The 15,799-nt window shown below is 37.9% G+C and carries 18 protein-coding genes and 1 riboswitch; of the genes, 16 read left to right on the top strand and 2 right to left on the bottom strand.

From position 1 onward, the window contains the following. Nucleotides 1–96 precede the first annotated feature (96 nt). Nucleotides 97–198, top strand: a riboswitch (purine riboswitch). A 103-nt stretch (nt 199–301) separates the two neighbouring features. After that, nucleotides 302–895, top strand: coding sequence for a xanthine phosphoribosyltransferase (locus tag ACRPLY_RS06225; protein WP_028414042.1), 594 nt, complete (start codon nt 302–304; stop codon nt 893–895). A gap of 1 nt (nt 896) precedes the next feature. Further along, nucleotides 897–2,207 carry a nucleobase:cation symporter-2 family protein gene (locus tag ACRPLY_RS06220; RefSeq protein WP_274863533.1) on the top strand — a complete coding sequence of 437 codons (1,311 nt, stop codon included), beginning with the start codon at nt 897–899 and terminating at the stop codon, nt 2,205–2,207. Nucleotides 2,208–2,315: 108 nt separating this feature from the next. Here ACRPLY_RS06220 and ACRPLY_RS06215 read toward each other — a convergent pair whose 3' ends face one another. Next, nucleotides 2,316–3,176, bottom strand: a complete 861-nt coding sequence (locus ACRPLY_RS06215; RefSeq protein WP_335576925.1) for a LysR family transcriptional regulator — start codon at nt 3,174–3,176, stop codon at nt 2,316–2,318. A gap of 130 nt (nt 3,177–3,306) precedes the next feature. Between ACRPLY_RS06215 and ACRPLY_RS06210 the strand changes: the two genes are divergently transcribed. From ACRPLY_RS06210 to ACRPLY_RS06160, 11 genes are all read left to right on the top strand, one after another. Continuing rightward, nucleotides 3,307–4,731: an NAD-dependent succinate-semialdehyde dehydrogenase gene (locus tag ACRPLY_RS06210; RefSeq protein ID WP_335576924.1), complete on the top strand. Its 1,425-nt coding sequence runs from the start codon at nt 3,307–3,309 to the stop codon at nt 4,729–4,731. Nucleotides 4,732–5,175: 444 nt separating this feature from the next. Then, on the top strand, nt 5,176–5,718 hold the full coding sequence (locus ACRPLY_RS06205; RefSeq protein ID WP_028414038.1) for a GNAT family N-acetyltransferase: 543 nt from the start codon (nt 5,176–5,178) through the stop codon (nt 5,716–5,718). Nucleotides 5,719–5,942: 224 nt separating this feature from the next. Further along, nucleotides 5,943–7,028: a type III polyketide synthase gene (locus tag ACRPLY_RS06200; RefSeq protein WP_098627144.1), complete on the top strand. Its 1,086-nt coding sequence runs from the start codon at nt 5,943–5,945 to the stop codon at nt 7,026–7,028. 5 nt (nt 7,029–7,033) lie between these two features. Further along, entirely contained in the window at nt 7,034–7,597 is a 564-nt protein-coding gene (locus ACRPLY_RS06195) for an isoprenylcysteine carboxyl methyltransferase family protein (protein ID WP_028414036.1), read from the top strand. A gap of 6 nt (nt 7,598–7,603) precedes the next feature. Further along, nucleotides 7,604–7,774, top strand: coding sequence for a hypothetical protein (locus ACRPLY_RS06190; protein ID WP_155017140.1), 171 nt, complete (start codon nt 7,604–7,606; stop codon nt 7,772–7,774). 199 nt (nt 7,775–7,973) lie between these two features. Beyond that, the gene (locus ACRPLY_RS06185) at nt 7,974–11,591 is read left to right on the top strand and encodes a dynamin family protein (RefSeq protein ID WP_432231673.1); all 3,618 of its coding nucleotides are present in this window, start codon (nt 7,974–7,976) and stop codon (nt 11,589–11,591) included. 5 nt (nt 11,592–11,596) lie between these two features. Next, nucleotides 11,597–12,370, top strand: a complete 774-nt coding sequence (locus tag ACRPLY_RS06180; protein WP_432231672.1) for a nucleotidyltransferase domain-containing protein — start codon at nt 11,597–11,599, stop codon at nt 12,368–12,370. Further along, entirely contained in the window at nt 12,367–12,624 is a 258-nt protein-coding gene (locus tag ACRPLY_RS06175) for a DUF2533 family protein (protein WP_013082381.1), read from the top strand. The genes ACRPLY_RS06180 and ACRPLY_RS06175 overlap by 4 nt, the downstream gene beginning before the upstream one ends. A 105-nt stretch (nt 12,625–12,729) precedes the next feature. Next, on the top strand, nt 12,730–13,044 hold the full coding sequence (locus tag ACRPLY_RS06170; protein WP_013056168.1) for a hypothetical protein: 315 nt from the start codon (nt 12,730–12,732) through the stop codon (nt 13,042–13,044). 130 nt (nt 13,045–13,174) lie between these two features. Next, a complete protein-coding gene (locus tag ACRPLY_RS06165) occupies nt 13,175–13,636 on the top strand; it encodes a divergent PAP2 family protein (RefSeq protein WP_013056169.1) in 462 nt (153 codons plus the stop codon). Nucleotides 13,637–13,697: 61 nt separating this feature from the next. Beyond that, nucleotides 13,698–13,973 (top strand): DUF6123 family protein, encoded by a 276-nt coding sequence (locus ACRPLY_RS06160; protein WP_013082383.1) that lies wholly within the window; start codon nt 13,698–13,700, stop codon nt 13,971–13,973. Nucleotides 13,974–13,979: 6 nt separating this feature from the next. On the opposite strand, the gene ACRPLY_RS06155 is transcribed toward ACRPLY_RS06160, so the two are convergent. Continuing rightward, a complete protein-coding gene (locus ACRPLY_RS06155; protein ID WP_033578453.1) occupies nt 13,980–14,378 on the bottom strand; it encodes a reverse transcriptase-like protein in 399 nt (132 codons plus the stop codon). Between the two features lie 219 nt (nt 14,379–14,597). Here ACRPLY_RS06155 and ACRPLY_RS06150 point away from each other — a divergent pair, with 219 nt between their 5' ends. Genes ACRPLY_RS06150 through ACRPLY_RS06140 form a run of 3 tightly spaced genes read left to right on the top strand, consistent with a single transcriptional unit; the run spans nt 14,598 to nt 15,792 of the window. Next, entirely contained in the window at nt 14,598–15,251 is a 654-nt protein-coding gene (locus tag ACRPLY_RS06150; protein ID WP_028414031.1) for a ribonuclease H family protein, read from the top strand. Between the two features lie 29 nt (nt 15,252–15,280). Further along, nucleotides 15,281–15,463: a zinc-finger domain-containing protein gene (locus ACRPLY_RS06145; protein ID WP_013056173.1), complete on the top strand. Its 183-nt coding sequence runs from the start codon at nt 15,281–15,283 to the stop codon at nt 15,461–15,463. 56 nt (nt 15,464–15,519) lie between these two features. Then, nucleotides 15,520–15,792, top strand: coding sequence for a DUF2564 family protein (locus ACRPLY_RS06140; RefSeq protein ID WP_028414030.1), 273 nt, complete (start codon nt 15,520–15,522; stop codon nt 15,790–15,792). Nucleotides 15,793–15,799 lie beyond the last annotated feature (7 nt).

Raw genomic sequence — 15,799 nt, 5'->3', positions numbered from 1 at the left:
AAGTGCTATAACCGAATATTATGTTTTGTATTGCAAGTAAATGTTCGAAAATATCTTTTTTAGATATTTTCAAATAAAAGATTTGCTGATATAATACAAGTAACTCAATAACGCACTCATATAATGACGAGAATAAGGCTCGTAAGTATCTACCAAACTACCGTAAATAGTTTGACTATGGGTGAGCGATGAAGTTTGTTTTTCACTTTTGTGCGTAAAAGCTCAAAAACATTGCTCTACTCATATACGAGTGCAGCTATGTTTTTGAGCTTTTTTAATACAAACGTTGGAGGAACGAACTATGAAAGCTTTGCAAAACAAAATTTTAACAGATGGAATCGTATTATCGGACACGGTTTTAAAAGTAGACACATTTTTAAACCACCAAATGGATCCTGTACTGATGAAAGAAATTGGAGAAGAATTTGCTTCGCGCTTTGAAAATGCAGGAATTACGAAGATTTTAACGATTGAATCATCAGGAATTGCTCCAGCGATTATGACCGCATTGAAGCTAAACGTTGAGATGGTGTTTGCCAGAAAAAGAAAATCTTTAACACTTCAAGACGGACTCATTACATCAAAAGTATATTCATTTACAAAAAAAGAAGAAAATGAAATTTCAGTTGCTGATAAATTTATTCGAGAAGATGACGTGATTTTAATTATTGATGACTTTTTAGCAAACGGCCAAGCTGCATTCGGCTTGATGGATATCGTGCAAAAAGCAGGTGCTAAAGTAGGCGGCATTGGTATTGTTATTGAAAAAGCGTTCCAAGATGGAGGAAAACAAATTCGTAAATCAGGCGTTAAAGTAGAATCATTAGCGCGCATTCAGTCTTTATCAAATGGTAAAGTTACATTTGCTGAAGATAAACCAACAGTGGAGGTTTAATATGAATAAAGGAAAAGTCTTTTCACTTGGTTTACAGCATGTTTTAGCTATGTACGGAGGTGCGATTGTTGTCCCGCTTATTGTTGGAGGAGCCATTGGCTTGACTCAGCAGCAGCTTACGTATTTAGTGGCGATTGACTTATTTATGTGCGGTGTGGCAACGTTGCTGCAAGTATGGAAAAATCGTTTTTTCGGTATTGGTCTTCCAGTTGTATTAGGGTGTACGTTTACTGCCGTAGGACCTATGATTTCAATTGGAGGTTCTTACGGCGTTTCCTCCATATATGGTTCTATTATCGTCGCCGGTTTACTCATTGTCCTTCTTTCTGCTTTTCTAGGTAAATTGGTTAAGTTTTTCCCTCCTTTAGTTACGGGTTCGGTTGTAACGATTATTGGAATTACGTTAATTCCTGTAGCGATTAAAGATTTAGCTGGAGGAGAAGGAAGTAAAGATTTTGGCAGCTTGAGCAATTTAGGTTTAGGTTTTGGCGTTTTGCTATTAATTATTGTTCTGTATCGATTTACAAAAGGATTTATGCGCTCCGTCTCTGTGTTATTAGGATTGGTTGTTGGAACGATTGCAGCGTCTTTTATGGGAAAAGTCGATTTTTCCGGCGTAAAAGAAGAAGCGTGGATTCATATGCCGCACGTGTTTTACTTTGGGATGCCAACGTTTAATATTACGGCCATCCTGACAATGTTCCTTGTTTTACTTGTTGGCATTGTCGAGTCCACAGGCGTTTATTTTGCCGTTAGTGATATTTGTAAAAAAGAAGTGGATGAAAAAGATTTATCTAAAGGCTATCGTGCAGAAGGATTGGCGATTTTATTAGGCGGATTTTTTAACGCATTTCCTTATACAGCGTATTCTCAAAATGTAGGACTTTTACAGTTGTCAGGTGTTCGCACAAGAAATGTTGTATTTGCAGCGAGTGGAATTTTAATCATTTTGGGCTTTCTACCTAAAATCGCAGCCGTGACGACAGTTATCCCGAGCTCTGTACTTGGAGGAGCTATGGTAGCCATGTTTGGGATGGTCATCTCTTCAGGTATAAAAATCCTTAGTCAAGTTGATTTAGCAAAACAAGAAAACCTTCTTGTAATTGCATGTTCGGTTGGTATGGGTCTAGGGGTGACGGTTGTACCTGAACTCTTCAAAAACTTACCAGAGAGTCTTCAAGTTCTCACTGGAAGCGGTATTGTGATGGGGAGTTTTACAGCAATCTTTTTAAATATTGTCTTTAATATGATGAAATCACCACGTGCGCAAGTTGCAGAAACAAAGTTAACAAATGAAGCAATATCGAAATAAAAAGAGGCTGGCACAAAAGTATGTTAGTTGAAGAAGATCCGAACGATTAATCGTTCGGATCTTTTCATTGTTATGGGGAACTTAGGCCTAATTTGGTCGTCTTTCCTATTAAGATCGTGTTTTGAAAAACAGTGTATAAAGCATTTTCCCCACGTCAGGATTTTTTGCCACTAATGAAATTTCTCTTTTGAATTTGAAGTCTGTAATAGGCAATGCTTTAATGTTTGAGCTTTGTAAATGGCGCATAAAAATTTCAGGGAGAATTGAAATACCTAAATTAGCTGAAATAAATCCCATAATACTTTGAGCAAATTCAATTTCATTGGCAATGGACATTTTTAAGTTATGACGATTGTACGCTTTTTCTACTAGTGTCCGAACATCGCACCCTGGAGGGAGAACTACAATGGGTTCTTCTTTGAAATCTTCAAATGATACGCTTTCTTTTTCGGCTAACGGGTGCTGATCATTCACAAATAAATAAAAGTCTTCTTTGAATAATAATTTTGACCAGTAAGTATGTTGAATCTCTCGATCATCAAATAAAGCTCCATCAATTTGATTGCTTTCTAACTGCTCTAACAAATCATAATAGTGATGCGAGGTTTTTATATCAATATGGCGATTGTGGTCTTTAGCAGAAGCCAGTTGATAAGGTAAGTAAAAAGCAGCCATACTTTGCCACGTTCCGATAGTTAAATCACAAGCTTCTTGCGTAGACACTAATTTTTTTTGAAGAGCATAAACGCTTGATAGTATGGATTCACCTTCTTGTAAAAGAATTTCACCTGCTGAGGTTAATTCTACTCCTGTAGCGGAGCGAATAAATAATGTTACTCCTAAATCTTCTTCTAGTTTTCTCATTTGCTTACTGAGCGCGGGCTGCGTCATATGCAGCTGTTCGCTTGCTTTGCTTAAGCTTTTTGTTTTGGCTGTTTCAATAAAAGACTCAAGCCATTCTGTTTTCATATTTATCACCTATAACCTTTTGTTATACCCATAGTATAGAAGGGAAGTTCTCATAAATCAACGAAGATGCTAGTGTATATAGTGTAGTTAACACAGCGCAAAGAAATTCACACAACTAGGAGGATGAATGATGTATCCGAACAAACTATATATTAACGGTGAATGGACAACAACAGAAGAGAAAATTGATGTGATTAATCCAGCAACAAAAGAAGTTATAGGACAAATTCCCAAGGCAGGCTCAAAGGAAGCAGCACTTGCCGCTGATGCAGCAGCGACAGCTTTTAAAACATGGTCGAAAAGAACCGCTCAAGAGCGCAGTGCTATTTTAATGAGATGGCATCAACTTATTGAAAATCATAAAGATCAACTAGCAGAAATTATGACAACGGAACAAGGCAAACCATTTGTAGAAGCAAAAGGTGAAGTGCAGTATGGCAATGATTATATTGCTTGGTTTGCTGAAGAAGGAAAGCGTGTATATGGTGAAACGATTCCAGCTCATCATACGCATAAACGTATTACGGTTAAAAAACAGCCTGTTGGCGTTGTAGCAGCTATTACGCCATGGAACTTCCCTGCAGCCATGATTACGCGTAAAGTGGCCCCAGCTCTTGCAGCAGGATGTACAATTGTTTTAAAACCATCTGAAGAAACACCATTTACAGCATTTCGTTTAGTAGAACTCGCAGAAGAAGCGGGCGTTCCAAAAGGTGTGATCAATGTTGTTACTGGAGATGCAGCAGCTATTGGCGACACATGGCAAAAAGACGGACGCATCCGAAAATTAACATTTACTGGTTCAACAGCGGTTGGTAAACATCTAATGCGCGGTGCTGCTGATACTGTGAAAAAATTATCGCTTGAATTAGGCGGTCATGCACCGTTTATCGTAACAGAAAATGCAGATTTAGACGCTGCTGTAAACGGCGTAATTGCTTCTAAGTTTGTCAACGCAGGTCAAACGTGCATCTGCACAAACCGTGTATACGTACAAGAATCCATTGCAGATGCTTTCGTTAAAAAATTTGCAGCAAAAGCGGCGGAATTAACAGTAGGAAACGGATTAGAAGAAGGTACACAAGTTGGACCGCTAATTAACGACAAAGCGGTTGAGAAAGTAAAAGCACAAATTGCGGATGCAAAAAGTAAAGGAGCTAAAGTTGTAGTTGGCGGACAAGCTATAACAACTAAAAACGGTTTCTTTATGGAGCCGACAATTATCACAAATGTAACTGATGACATGAATTGCATGTTTGAAGAAACGTTTGGACCATTGGCACCTGTAGCAACATTCAAAACAGTAGAAGAAGCCGTAGAACGAGCAAACAATAGCCCTTATGGTTTAGCAGCTTACGTATTTACAGAAAACATCAAAGAAGCAACGTTTGTATCTGAAGAATTAGAATACGGCATTGTAGGAGTAAATGATGGCTCTCCATCTGCAGCTCAAGCTCCATTCGGCGGCTTTAAAGAAAGTGGTCTTGGACGTGAAGGAAGTCATTACGGCATTGAAGATTATTTAGAAGTAAAATATATCTCAATGGGACTTTAATAAAAAGTAGGACAAAAATAGTTTAGTCGAAGTGAAATACGAACTAGCAACTAATAATCAAAATTATTGGTTGTTAGTTCGTATTTTTTTATTGTTAAGATGGACGTAGCTTTCATGCGTTTCGTTGCTTCTAGCTCATTAATCCCATTTGTTCGTCTTTAGGTCGGAGTGATTTCGTTGTGTCCCAGCCCCTTTTTTATGCACTTTTGTAAAGAAAATTTGAAATAATAGTTCTTTAACGCAATTAATTGCATTTCTAGGATGTCTGTGCAAGAATAAATATTTCAAAAATGGTTTAGCTTTGTTTAAAGCGTGGGTAATACAACAAATGCACATGATTGCTTGTTAGATGAAATGAAAAGCAGAACTTTACCACTGATAAATTACGCAAGCTAGAACCAAAATAGTAGTACTGAATGGTGAAAAATATAGGAGTTGATATAGATGATTACAGCAGAGAAAAACATAGTGAAATTTAAAGCAAAAGACGGACGTGAAGTCACTATACGCCCTGCAAAGGCAAGTGATGCAGAGCATATTACAACAGCGGTAAGAGAAATTATTGAGGCCGGGGAATTTATTCAAAAAGATGAGCCGCGCACAGTCCAAGAAGAGCAAGATTTTATTGCATCAGTAGAAAAGAACAATCACATGTACGTTGTAGCTGAAGTCGAAGGTGAAGTGCTTGGAATCGCACGTGTTCTGAGAGGCGAAATTAAAATGAAGCGCCACACGGGGCTCTTCCGTACATGGCTTATTTCAAAAGCACAGGGAATGGGAATAGGAAAACAATTTATGAATTATACGCTAAACTGGTGCAAAGAAAATAATCTTCATAAACTTTCTTTAACTGTGTTTGCTTCTAATAAAGTGGCATACGAATTGTATAAAAAGGTAGGATTTGAACAAGAAGGTGTTATGAAAGAACAAGCTTATTTCAACAATGAATATGTAGATGAAATCTATATGTCCATTTTCTTTTCATAAAAAATAAGCACTTATTTTCGTCAATCCATAAATTGTATCTGTACATTCAGATTATTTGCGCTATAATAAAAGTGCACAACAAACATACACTTCTTCAAAACGTAGACTTTCCTGAGTTACAGGAAAGTTTTTTTATGTTTCACCTCCATTCCACTAAAAAAGAATTGAATAAATCCCCAGCTATTACAAATGTTAAATGTAACGCAATCAAAGAGGTGAAGTGTATGCCAAAAATTATCTCAGTTGGATTTGGAGTTCCCCCCTATGAATTAACTCAGCAAGACACGCTGCTATTTGCAAAAGAACTTTTTTCCGAGTCGTTTAAAGATATTAATCGTCTGCTGACCGTTTTTCAAAATGGTCAAATTGAAAAACGTAATTTTGCCAAAGACTTATCTTGGTTTCAAGAAGATCATACATTCGAAGAAAAAAATGATGCTTTTATAGAATGTGCTGTTGAATTAGGTACAAAAGCCATTGAAGAATGCTTAACAAATAAAGACTATGTAAGTACCCCTTTGCCGTGTGGAGAAATTGATGCTATTTTTTACGTTTCAACAAGCGGTGTAGCTACGCCTAGCATTGAAGCGCGAATTATGAATAAGCTTGCGTTTTCAGACCATACAAAAAGAATCCCTATATGGGGATTAGGGTGTGCCGGAGGAGCATCTGGACTTTCAAGGGCTTACGAATATTGCAAAGCCTTTCCGCGCGCTAAAGTTCTTGTATTATCCGTTGAGCTGTGCAGTTTGACTTTTCAGCGGAATGATCGTTCAAAAAGCAACTTAATCGGTACATCTTTATTTGCTGATGGAGTAGCAGCTGCTTTAGTCGCAGGTGACGAAGCAGATATCACTTTTGCCCGTTCAAAAAGCTTTCCTTACATTTTACATACACAATCGACGCTTATGCCAAATTCCGAAGACGTAATGGGATGGGAGATTAAAAATGATGGGTTATTTGTTGTCTTTTCAAAAGATATTCCCACTATTATCGATTCGTGGTTAGGCGGAGAAGTTGAGTCTTTTTTACAAACTCAGAATTTGACCAGTCGGGATTTAAAACATTTTGTTGCTCATCCTGGAGGGAAAAAAGTGCTTGAAGCATATGTATCAACGCTATCGCTAAACGAAAATATGATTGCTGATTCACTAGATGTACTTAAAAACCATGGAAACATGTCTTCGGCAACCGTTTTATATGTGCTAGACCGCTTTATGAAGAAAGAAATTCCGAGTAAAGAATACGGTTTATTAACAGCTCTTGGTCCTGGATTTAGTTCTGAAATGCTTCTATTAGAGTGGAGGTAAAGCGATTGTTTTTTTATAGTTTTTTTGTATTTATTATCTTACAGCGTCTATGTGAATTGGTGATTGCCAAAAGAAATGAAGCTTGGATGAAGAAGCAGGGAGCATACGAAGCTGGTCAAAGTCACTACAAATGGATGGTAAGCATGCACGCCGCTTTTTTTGCTGCTCTTTTTACGGAAGTGTATGTGTTAAACGGTGGAATGTATCACTTTTCTTTTTTGTTGTTTAGCTTTTTTGTGCTTGTGCAACTTGCAAGAGTATGGGCTATTTCTTCATTAGGAAAGTATTGGAATACAAAAATTATCGTCTTGCCTAACGCGAAGGTTGTGCTAAGAGGTCCTTATCGGTTTATGAAGCACCCAAATTATACAGTTGTAGCGGCAGAATTGGTGTTAGTTCCGCTTATGTTTCAGGCATACTGGACGTTAGCTATTTTTTCTGTTTTCAATTTGTGTATATTAGCCGTTAGAATTCCTTTAGAAGAGCAAGCGCTAACGAATGAAACAAATTATGGCGAGGTCATGCAAAATACGGGACGTTTCTTTCCTGCAAAAAAATCTCAAAACTAATTGAAAATGATTATCTTTCATGATAAGATGAAATCAAATGATAAAGATTATCAATTTCATCAAGTAGAAACGGTGGTGGACGTAATGGTTAGTCTTTTTGTGATCGGAGCACTTGCTACATATGTTGGCGTCACAACGTATGTAATGAAAAATATTGAAAAAGCCCAAAAGGCGTAATATATACACGGTAAATAAATACAATGCAAAGCTGTCAAATTATTGACAGCTTTTTTTATTGTTTTTGTAACTAAAAATTCAGTTTTTTATGGGAAAACGTAGGTGAATCAAGTAAAATAGAGAAAGAATAAGCAGAAACAAAGATGGATAGAGAACATTTAAATACAGTCTTGAATGAGGCAAAAGGGGTAGAGTAATAATGGGTAAAGTGAGTGTGAAACATCAAGAAAATCTCCAATTGGAAGCATCTCTTTTTCATTTACATAAGCAATTTCAAGCAGCTGGAGATGAACAGCAGGCAGCAAAAGCAATACAGCTGTTAAAAAAGTGGGTGAACGGTGAATTTGTTGTAGCATTTTGCGGACATTTTTCGGCGGGGAAATCGAGTATGATTAACGAATTAATGGGGCAAGCAATTTTGCCTGCAAGTCCTATTCCGACAAGCGCAAACTTAGTATCAGTAAAGGCGGGGGATGAGCATGCAACCGTTTATTACCGCAAACAGCCGCCGGTGCGTTATGAAGCGCCTTATCAGTATGAACAAATTAAGCAGTTTGCTGTCGACGGAGATGAAGTAGAGTCCATTCATTTATCAATCGAGACAAACGCTATTCCTAAAAATGTTGTGGTGATGGACACACCGGGGATTGATTCAACAGATGATGCGCATCGTGTATCGACCGAGTCAGCTCTTCACTTAGCGGACGTTATTTTCTACGTGATGGATTATAATCATGTGCAGGCAGAATTAAATCTTCAATTTGCAAAACAGCTGCAAGAAGCTAATAAAACGCTTTATTTAATTGTAAATCAAATCGATAAACATCAAGAAGATCAGCTAACATTTCAAGCATTTAAAGAATCTGTAGAAACGTCATTTTTAAAGTGGAATGTTAGACCAGAAGGAATCTTCTATACGTCGTTAAAAGAGCCAGCCAACCGTCATAATGACCTTTCGTACGTAAAATCTCTATTACTTGCTATGATGACGGAAAAAGAAAACCGACATCAGCATATTCAATATGCGATGCAAATGTTAATTGACGATCACCTTGCCTTTATTGAAGACCAAGAAGAAGAAAAGTTAACGATTCATGACGAGCTGCGCCATAAGCTGACGCTTGAGAACCATGAAATAAATAAGCAGCAAAAAGAGCAGCTTCTCGAAAAAGAAGCGGAAATAAAGCGTGCTGAAAAGCAGTTAGCAGAAACGTACCAACAAGAAACAGGCAAGATACTAAGCAACGCCAATTTAACACCATATGAAATGAGAGAAAAAGCTAGGCTGTTTTTAGAAACGACAAAGCCTGATTTCAAAGTCGGTCTTTTATTTGCTAAGAAAAAGACCGAGGAAGTAAAAAAAGAGCGGCTGACGTTATTTTTTGACGATATGAAAGAACGAACAGCCTCTCAGCTGCAGTGGCACTTGCAGCAATATGTGCAAGATCTGGTGAAAAATCAAAATCTTACTGACCCGGATCTTATACGCCAGGTTCAGCAGTTTGAAATTCCGTTAGAACCTCATGACTTAATTGAAACGGTAAAAGCAGGAGCTACGATTAATGGTGATTATGTTTTAACGTACGCAAAAGATGTAGCTGATCACATTAAGAAAAAAGCCACGCGATTGTTATACGAGCTCTATGCGCAAATCGAACAGAGCAAAATGGAGCAAGATGAAGTAAAGCGTGAGAATATTTCTCAACACTTGCAGGAATGTGAGGCATTTGAAGAAGCGTATACATCTCTTCAGGAAATGAAAGCAAAACTGGCACGTACAAAAGCGTTGCTTCAATCTTTACAGCAAACTGATGACGACCTAACGCTAGAAGATACAAACGAGTTGTCATATATGTTACAAGAAGAATATGAAACGGGCATCATGAAAGCTGAAGAAAAGCATGAAGCTGCGAGTGAGCAGCAGTTAGTTTCACAGCCTGAGGAAGCTGTGCATGAAACAGGAACAGAAAAGGTTCTTCAAGATGTATCAGCTGTTCTCGAACAGCTCCGTTCATTTGGAAAATTAGACCGCTTTATTAATAGGCTTCAAGAAAAACGTAAAAAGCTATCAAATCAAACGTTTACCGTAGCTTTATTCGGAGCATTCAGTGCCGGTAAGTCATCTTTTGCTAATGCGTTGATTGGAGAAAGATTACTTCCTGTATCTCCGAATCCAACAACAGCAACCATCAATAAAATTATGCCTCCAACAGAAAAACGGCCGCATAAAACAGCTGTTGTGCAAATGAAAACAAACGAGCAGATGATCCAAGATTTAAATGGTGCACTTAAGCTGTTTCATCATGAAGTAGAAACAATTGACGAAGCGCTAGCGATTATTCCGACCCTGCAGGCAACAGAAGAGCTGCAGCTGCATTTGTCGTTTTTACAGGCAGTAGAAAAAGGCTACGGCGAAGTCAAGCATCATATCGGTTCAGAAGTAGTAGTGGATACAGAAGGATTTCATGATTATGTAGCCAAGGAAGAAAAAGCGTGTTTTGTTCAATTTATTAACCTGTATTATGACTGTGAATTTACTCGCTTAGGCATTACGCTTGTTGATACACCTGGAGCTGATTCAATCAATGCGAGACACACGGGAGTAGCGTTTGAGTATATCAAAAATGCAGATGCCATTTTATTTGTAACGTATTATAATCATGCATTTTCAAAAGCTGACCGAGAATTTCTTATTCAGCTTGGCCGTGTAAAAGATGTATTTGCGCTTGATAAAATGTTTTTCTTAGTAAATGCAGCGGACTTAGCCAGCTCGGATACAGAGCTGCAGTTAGTTCAGACGTACGTAAAAGAGCAGCTTGAACAGTATGGTATACGCTTTCCGCGCTTATACCCGGTATCAAGCTTGCAGGCTTTGCAAAACCACGAGGATAAAATGTTTCTGCCATTCAAAAATGCGTTTTACCGCTTCATAAATTATGAATTACCAGAGCTTGCTATCCAAAGTGTCTATGCAGATTTCGAACAAATTTTAGCAGTTGCCAATGAAATGAAACAGGTGCAGACAAAATCAGAAGTCGATAAAAAGCGATACATTCAATCTCTTCACATAAAAAATGAGCAGGTAGCAGCAAAACTGCATGAAATTCATTTTGAATATGAACAACAGCAGTTTGACCGAGAATTAGAAGAGCTTTTATTTTATGTGAAAAAACGTCTGTTTGTGAGGTACGATGACTTCTTTAAAGAAGCATTCAGTCCGGCAAACTTAAGAGATGATCGAGGTGAAAAGCAAAAGCAGCTGCGCCTGTGTTTGCAGGAGTTGTTAACGTCTATTTCCTTCGACGCAACGCAAGAAGTGCGTGCGACCACTTTGCGAATCGAAAAATACATCGTAAAATTAATCGAAGACTGGCATCGAATGATCATCACAAAGCTACAGCGCTATGAACCGACGTTTACTCCAACGTTGAACTCGTTAGAGCCTCCAAATGGCAGCGAAGTTGTGACAAGTCATCAATTCGATAAGAATGAATCGTATCAAAAAGAGCTTTCACTGTATAAAAACAATAAAAGCTTTTTTGAAAAAAATGAGAAAGCAAAGCTCCACGCTGCTTTATTAGAACGTATTAAGCCGGATGTTAATCACTACATTGCGAAAGAAGAAGCTGCTCTTCATTCACACTATACCTATTTAGTGAATCAGTACGTTTTAGCGCATAAACAGTCTGTATCTGAAGAATGGTATGATTATTACAAACAGCTGCAAGCGGCCGTGTCTGAAGAATTTCCAATTCAAGAATTGGTAAGTACAATGACGGTGCTAGAACATGTATTGGAGGAAAGAAAGGGTCATTAATTTTTATGTCTACACACATAAATAAACGTTTACAGGAAATTGAAAAAGAATATAATGTAGAAATTTTGTTTGCATGTGAAGCAAGGAGCCGTGCTTACGGACTCGACACGTTAGCGAGTGATTTTGACGTCCGCTTTATATATAAATATAAAGCATCACGCTATCTTCATCTCAATAGACCTCAAGAGGTCATTAATGTAGCAGAAGGCAATTATGATATGCAAGGGTGGGATTTGTACAAAACCATTTATTTGTTTACAAAATCAAACCCTTCGCTTTATGAGTGGCTATGGTCGCCTTTTGTTTATTATCAGAAGTCATCGTTTGCTGAGCCACTCCGGCAAATGATGGCTCAATCATATTCCTTAAAAGCATTGGGATATCATTATTTTAAAATTTTAACGATAAATAGTAAAAGAAATCTGACATCTTCTGTTACAATAGAGGATATAAAAGTGATGCTCCAACTGATTCGTGCATTTTTATCACTGAAAGTAGTAGTAAAGCAGCGCAGTTTCCCTGTCATTTTATTTGCCGATTTATGTAAGCAGGCAAATCTGGACGATAGGCAGCAATCCATCATTGAGCAATTTGTACAATGCAAGATAAGCGGGAAAGTCGCTTTTAATGAAAAGATGAAAAACTTTTTGGATAGCATTAAGAAAGAATCTGCAGCGATAGAAAAAAACTTAAAAGAATTACCGGAAAAGCAAATCAGTTATGAGGACATTAACTTATTTTTACTAACTCAGCATAATATAATGGAGGAACGAACATGAGTGTACATAAAGAAATTTCAGCCCATTCTAAAAAACAGCACGAATTAGTACGTGCTTTTGCCAGCTTAGAAGCTCGACGTGAGCAAGCTATTGAAGCAGCTGTGCTTCTCTGCAAAGAAGGGAAGCCCTTTTCTGTAGACGGTATTAACGCTGTAACAGCAGAAATTAATGAGCTGTCTCAAAAATATACCATCATTCCAGGCCGTAAAGTAGTGACGGAAGAAATGGTTAAAGAGTACGTAGCAAGAATATAAACGTGCTAAGCTCTGGTGTTTTTACCTTAATTTGAACAGGATATGACGTGCCGCTTGATCCATACTAATAGTGTACCAACGAGGTACAAATAGGAGGAGATAGCGATGGGTCGTCAAAAATTAGGTAATAAAAATGCGCAAGCGAATAACAATGCAAAGCATAATTATAACCAAGAGTTCTCTTCTGAGTTTAAAGCAAATCAGGCTCAAAAAGCAAAGCGTGCAAAAAGTGCAAATGACACTTATGCTGGGGAGTTTGCTTCTGAGTTCAACGTGCAACAAAACCAAAATAATTCTGTTAACAAGAAGTTAGAAGCTAATAAAAGTGCAAATAATCAATATGGACAAGAATTCGGCTCTTATGCTGAAGTTGAATCTGCCAAAATGAATAATGCTGCACAAAAAAAGCGTAAAAAATAACAGAACTGTTTCCAAAAACGCCGGGATTAGTCTGCTCTGTCAGCAGATTAGCCGGGTGTTTTTTGTTGGGCAATATTTGCTTGGGTACAAGATGTCAATCCATCGCAAACTATAGATGAGGTGAAGCAATATGAATAAAGGAATTGTCATTGCTCTTTCATCAATCGGTTTAGCACAAGCTTTAAAAATCCCAATTAAAAAGTATCAAACAGGAAAATGGGATATGCGGATGATTGCTGCGTCGGGTGGAATGCCAAGCTCTCATTCAGCCGGCGTATCTTCTTTGGCTACCTATGTAGCATTAAAAAGAGGTGTTTCTACGATTGACTTTGCGTTAGCATCTGTTTTTGGAATTATTGTGATGTACGATGCACAAGGAATTCGAAGGCAGACTGGCGAAATTACTATTAAAGTGAATACGTTAGATGAAGAAATTGAAAAGCTTGCGGGTCTTCCAGACGGAGGCTTTCACGATTTGACGGAACAGCGCTTGAAAGAAATGCTTGGTCATCAGCCAGAAGAAGTGATTGGCGGAGCCATTTTAGGAGTAGCACTTGGAGCAATTGGCTATTTTTTAGAAGGGAAATCATAGTCAAATAGCCAAAAGTAAGCTAAGATAAAGAAGAACCTTTGCAAAAGGATGGGACGAAAAAGTGACAAAAACAGCTCAAACCGTTGAAGAGTATCTTCTTTATCTTGAAGAAAAAGGCTTTCATTTAGCAGAAGATGCACGTGGATTTATTTCATTTGGTCAGCAGTATACGCGTGCAGCTGACGAGATGGTCATATTTACAATTGAATGGACACTAAAAGTACAAAAAGAATTTGACGGCAGTTTTTTTGTATCGCTCCTCGAGAATTTGACATCAAATCGTATTAGCAATCAAAAACAAGCCATTCAATATTTAAAGTCATCAGGTATGATTTAAGCAGGATTACATTCCTGCTTCTTTTTGATTAATGGCTTGTCTGGCCAGCTGATCAGCACCTGCATTTTGAGAGCTAGGGATCCACTTTATAAAAAATAAATCAAATTGACTGGACAATTTGAGGGCTTCTTCCAGTAAAGGAGCAAACGCTTTATTTTTAACGTATTCTTGGTTCATTGCGCGGTCTACTAGCTGAGAGTCTGTTCGAAAAGATACGCTCGTATACTTTTTTTCTAAACAAATTTTTAATGCATGAAGAAGTGCATGGTACTCTGCTTCATGATTCGTCATTGTCCCAAGAGCAATAGCGTAACGATGATGTTCACCATTTCCTTTAATTAAAATACCAGCTCCAGAAGGACCAGGATTGCCAGCAGTGGCTCCGTCTATATAAACTTCAATCATCATACAGCCTCCTTGTTAAAACAATATAAGCTTAAACCATGTTTTTTCATCAATAGTATTGTATCATAAGTACTTCAGCTATTTTATATTAGCACGTATAAACGCTAAAATCCGCTTATTAGGTAAGAAAACTGTCATGAAAAGACATAATAGAAGATAAAATACAAAAAAGCAGAAAAAGTGTTGAATTCAAAATTGCTGATGAAAGGAATGCTCGTTATGAATTTCCAAATTGAATGGCATTATAAATCCTCGAAACATAAACAGTTAATTTTCACATCCGATTTCACAGATGCGAATGAGGCGCTAATGATTGTGGGTGATTTAGAAAAAACAGGTCGAACGAAGGAAATTTTTCTACTTGATGAGCAGCAGCAAAAATGGACTGTAAAAGAAGCGAAAAAGCTCTTACAGGAAGTACAGACAGAGCCTCACGATATTGTGGCATATTTTGACGGAGGCTATGAGCATGATACGCTTTTAGCGGGGCTTGGGGTTGTGATTTATTTTAAACAGAACAACCAGTCTTACCGAATACGACGAAACTCAAGACTGCAAGAGATAGAATCAAATAATGAGGCAGAGTATGCTGCTTTTTATTATTTAATACAAGAGCTTGAGGAACTTGGTGTTCATCATATACCGGTAACGTTTAGAGGTGACTCTCAGGTTGTATTAAATCAGCTTGCAGGGGAGTGGCCCTGTTTCGAAGAAGAGTTTAATCGGTACTTAGATCGAATAGAAGATAAAATGCAGGAACTTGGTATCCGACCGGTATATGAGCCTATTTCAAGGAAGGAAAATGAAGAGGCCGACCAGCTTGCGACTCAAGCTCTTCAAGGGATACCAATTGCTAGCAGGAAGCAAGTGTAACACACAGAACGAAATGGAGATGAACGAGAGTGGAACGTAAACAATTATTAGAAGAAGTAACGGAGTTATTGGATTACTACTGTAGTGATTGTTTTGTAAAAAAAACGTTTAACAAAGAAAAGGGCAAAACATACGCTCAGACGTTTTGTATTAAAGAGTGTACCGTAGGAGAAAAGATTAAGCAGTATGGAGATTTGCTGACTAAAAAGTAAGCGTGTATAATTTGTCGGCAGCAGCTTCATTCTATCCATATGGAGGTGTTCTTTCAATGGATAAGTTTTCAAATGAAGAAGTAACAACAGGATATAATGATTTAAAGCAAGTAGAAGTGTCCATTCAATCTGCTCAAAAGATGATTGGGACAGCTACGATGAGTATGAGTCCTCAGCAGCTTGAAGAGGCAACGAATGCGCTTAATGATGCAAAAGCACAGCTTCAATCTGCCAAAGCTCATGGCACAGGAGTAGACGAGCAATTTCTTCAGCAGTGCATGCAGTCTATTCAAACATGTGACCAGCAGCTTACTGAGGCCAAACGCTAGGTATAAC

Source organism: Priestia sp. TGN 0903 (genome assembly GCF_050846855.1).
Lineage (GTDB): Bacteria > Bacillota > Bacilli > Bacillales > Bacillaceae_H > Priestia > Priestia zanthoxyli.
The sequence above is the reverse complement of the archived record's forward strand: the minus strand, read 5'-3'. Positions and strand labels throughout refer to the sequence as shown.

Coding starts and splice junctions, on each gene's coding strand:
- ACRPLY_RS06225 (WP_028414042.1), top strand. CDS start 302: ATGAAAGCTTTGCAAAACAAAATTTTAACAGATGGAATCGTATTATCG.
- ACRPLY_RS06220 (WP_274863533.1), top strand. CDS start 897: ATGAATAAAGGAAAAGTCTTTTCACTTGGTTTACAGCATGTTTTAGCT.
- ACRPLY_RS06215 (WP_335576925.1), bottom strand. CDS start 3,176: ATGAAAACAGAATGGCTTGAGTCTTTTATTGAAACAGCCAAAACAAAA.
- ACRPLY_RS06210 (WP_335576924.1), top strand. CDS start 3,307: ATGTATCCGAACAAACTATATATTAACGGTGAATGGACAACAACAGAA.
- ACRPLY_RS06205 (WP_028414038.1), top strand. CDS start 5,176: ATGATTACAGCAGAGAAAAACATAGTGAAATTTAAAGCAAAAGACGGA.
- ACRPLY_RS06200 (WP_098627144.1), top strand. CDS start 5,943: ATGCCAAAAATTATCTCAGTTGGATTTGGAGTTCCCCCCTATGAATTA.
- ACRPLY_RS06190 (WP_155017140.1), top strand. CDS start 7,604: ATGATTATCTTTCATGATAAGATGAAATCAAATGATAAAGATTATCAA.
- ACRPLY_RS06185 (WP_432231673.1), top strand. CDS start 7,974: ATGGGTAAAGTGAGTGTGAAACATCAAGAAAATCTCCAATTGGAAGCA.
- ACRPLY_RS06180 (WP_432231672.1), top strand. CDS start 11,597: ATGTCTACACACATAAATAAACGTTTACAGGAAATTGAAAAAGAATAT.
- ACRPLY_RS06175 (WP_013082381.1), top strand. CDS start 12,367: ATGAGTGTACATAAAGAAATTTCAGCCCATTCTAAAAAACAGCACGAA.
- ACRPLY_RS06170 (WP_013056168.1), top strand. CDS start 12,730: ATGGGTCGTCAAAAATTAGGTAATAAAAATGCGCAAGCGAATAACAAT.
- ACRPLY_RS06165 (WP_013056169.1), top strand. CDS start 13,175: ATGAATAAAGGAATTGTCATTGCTCTTTCATCAATCGGTTTAGCACAA.
- ACRPLY_RS06155 (WP_033578453.1), bottom strand. CDS start 14,378: ATGATTGAAGTTTATATAGACGGAGCCACTGCTGGCAATCCTGGTCCT.
- ACRPLY_RS06150 (WP_028414031.1), top strand. CDS start 14,598: ATGAATTTCCAAATTGAATGGCATTATAAATCCTCGAAACATAAACAG.
- ACRPLY_RS06140 (WP_028414030.1), top strand. CDS start 15,520: ATGGATAAGTTTTCAAATGAAGAAGTAACAACAGGATATAATGATTTA.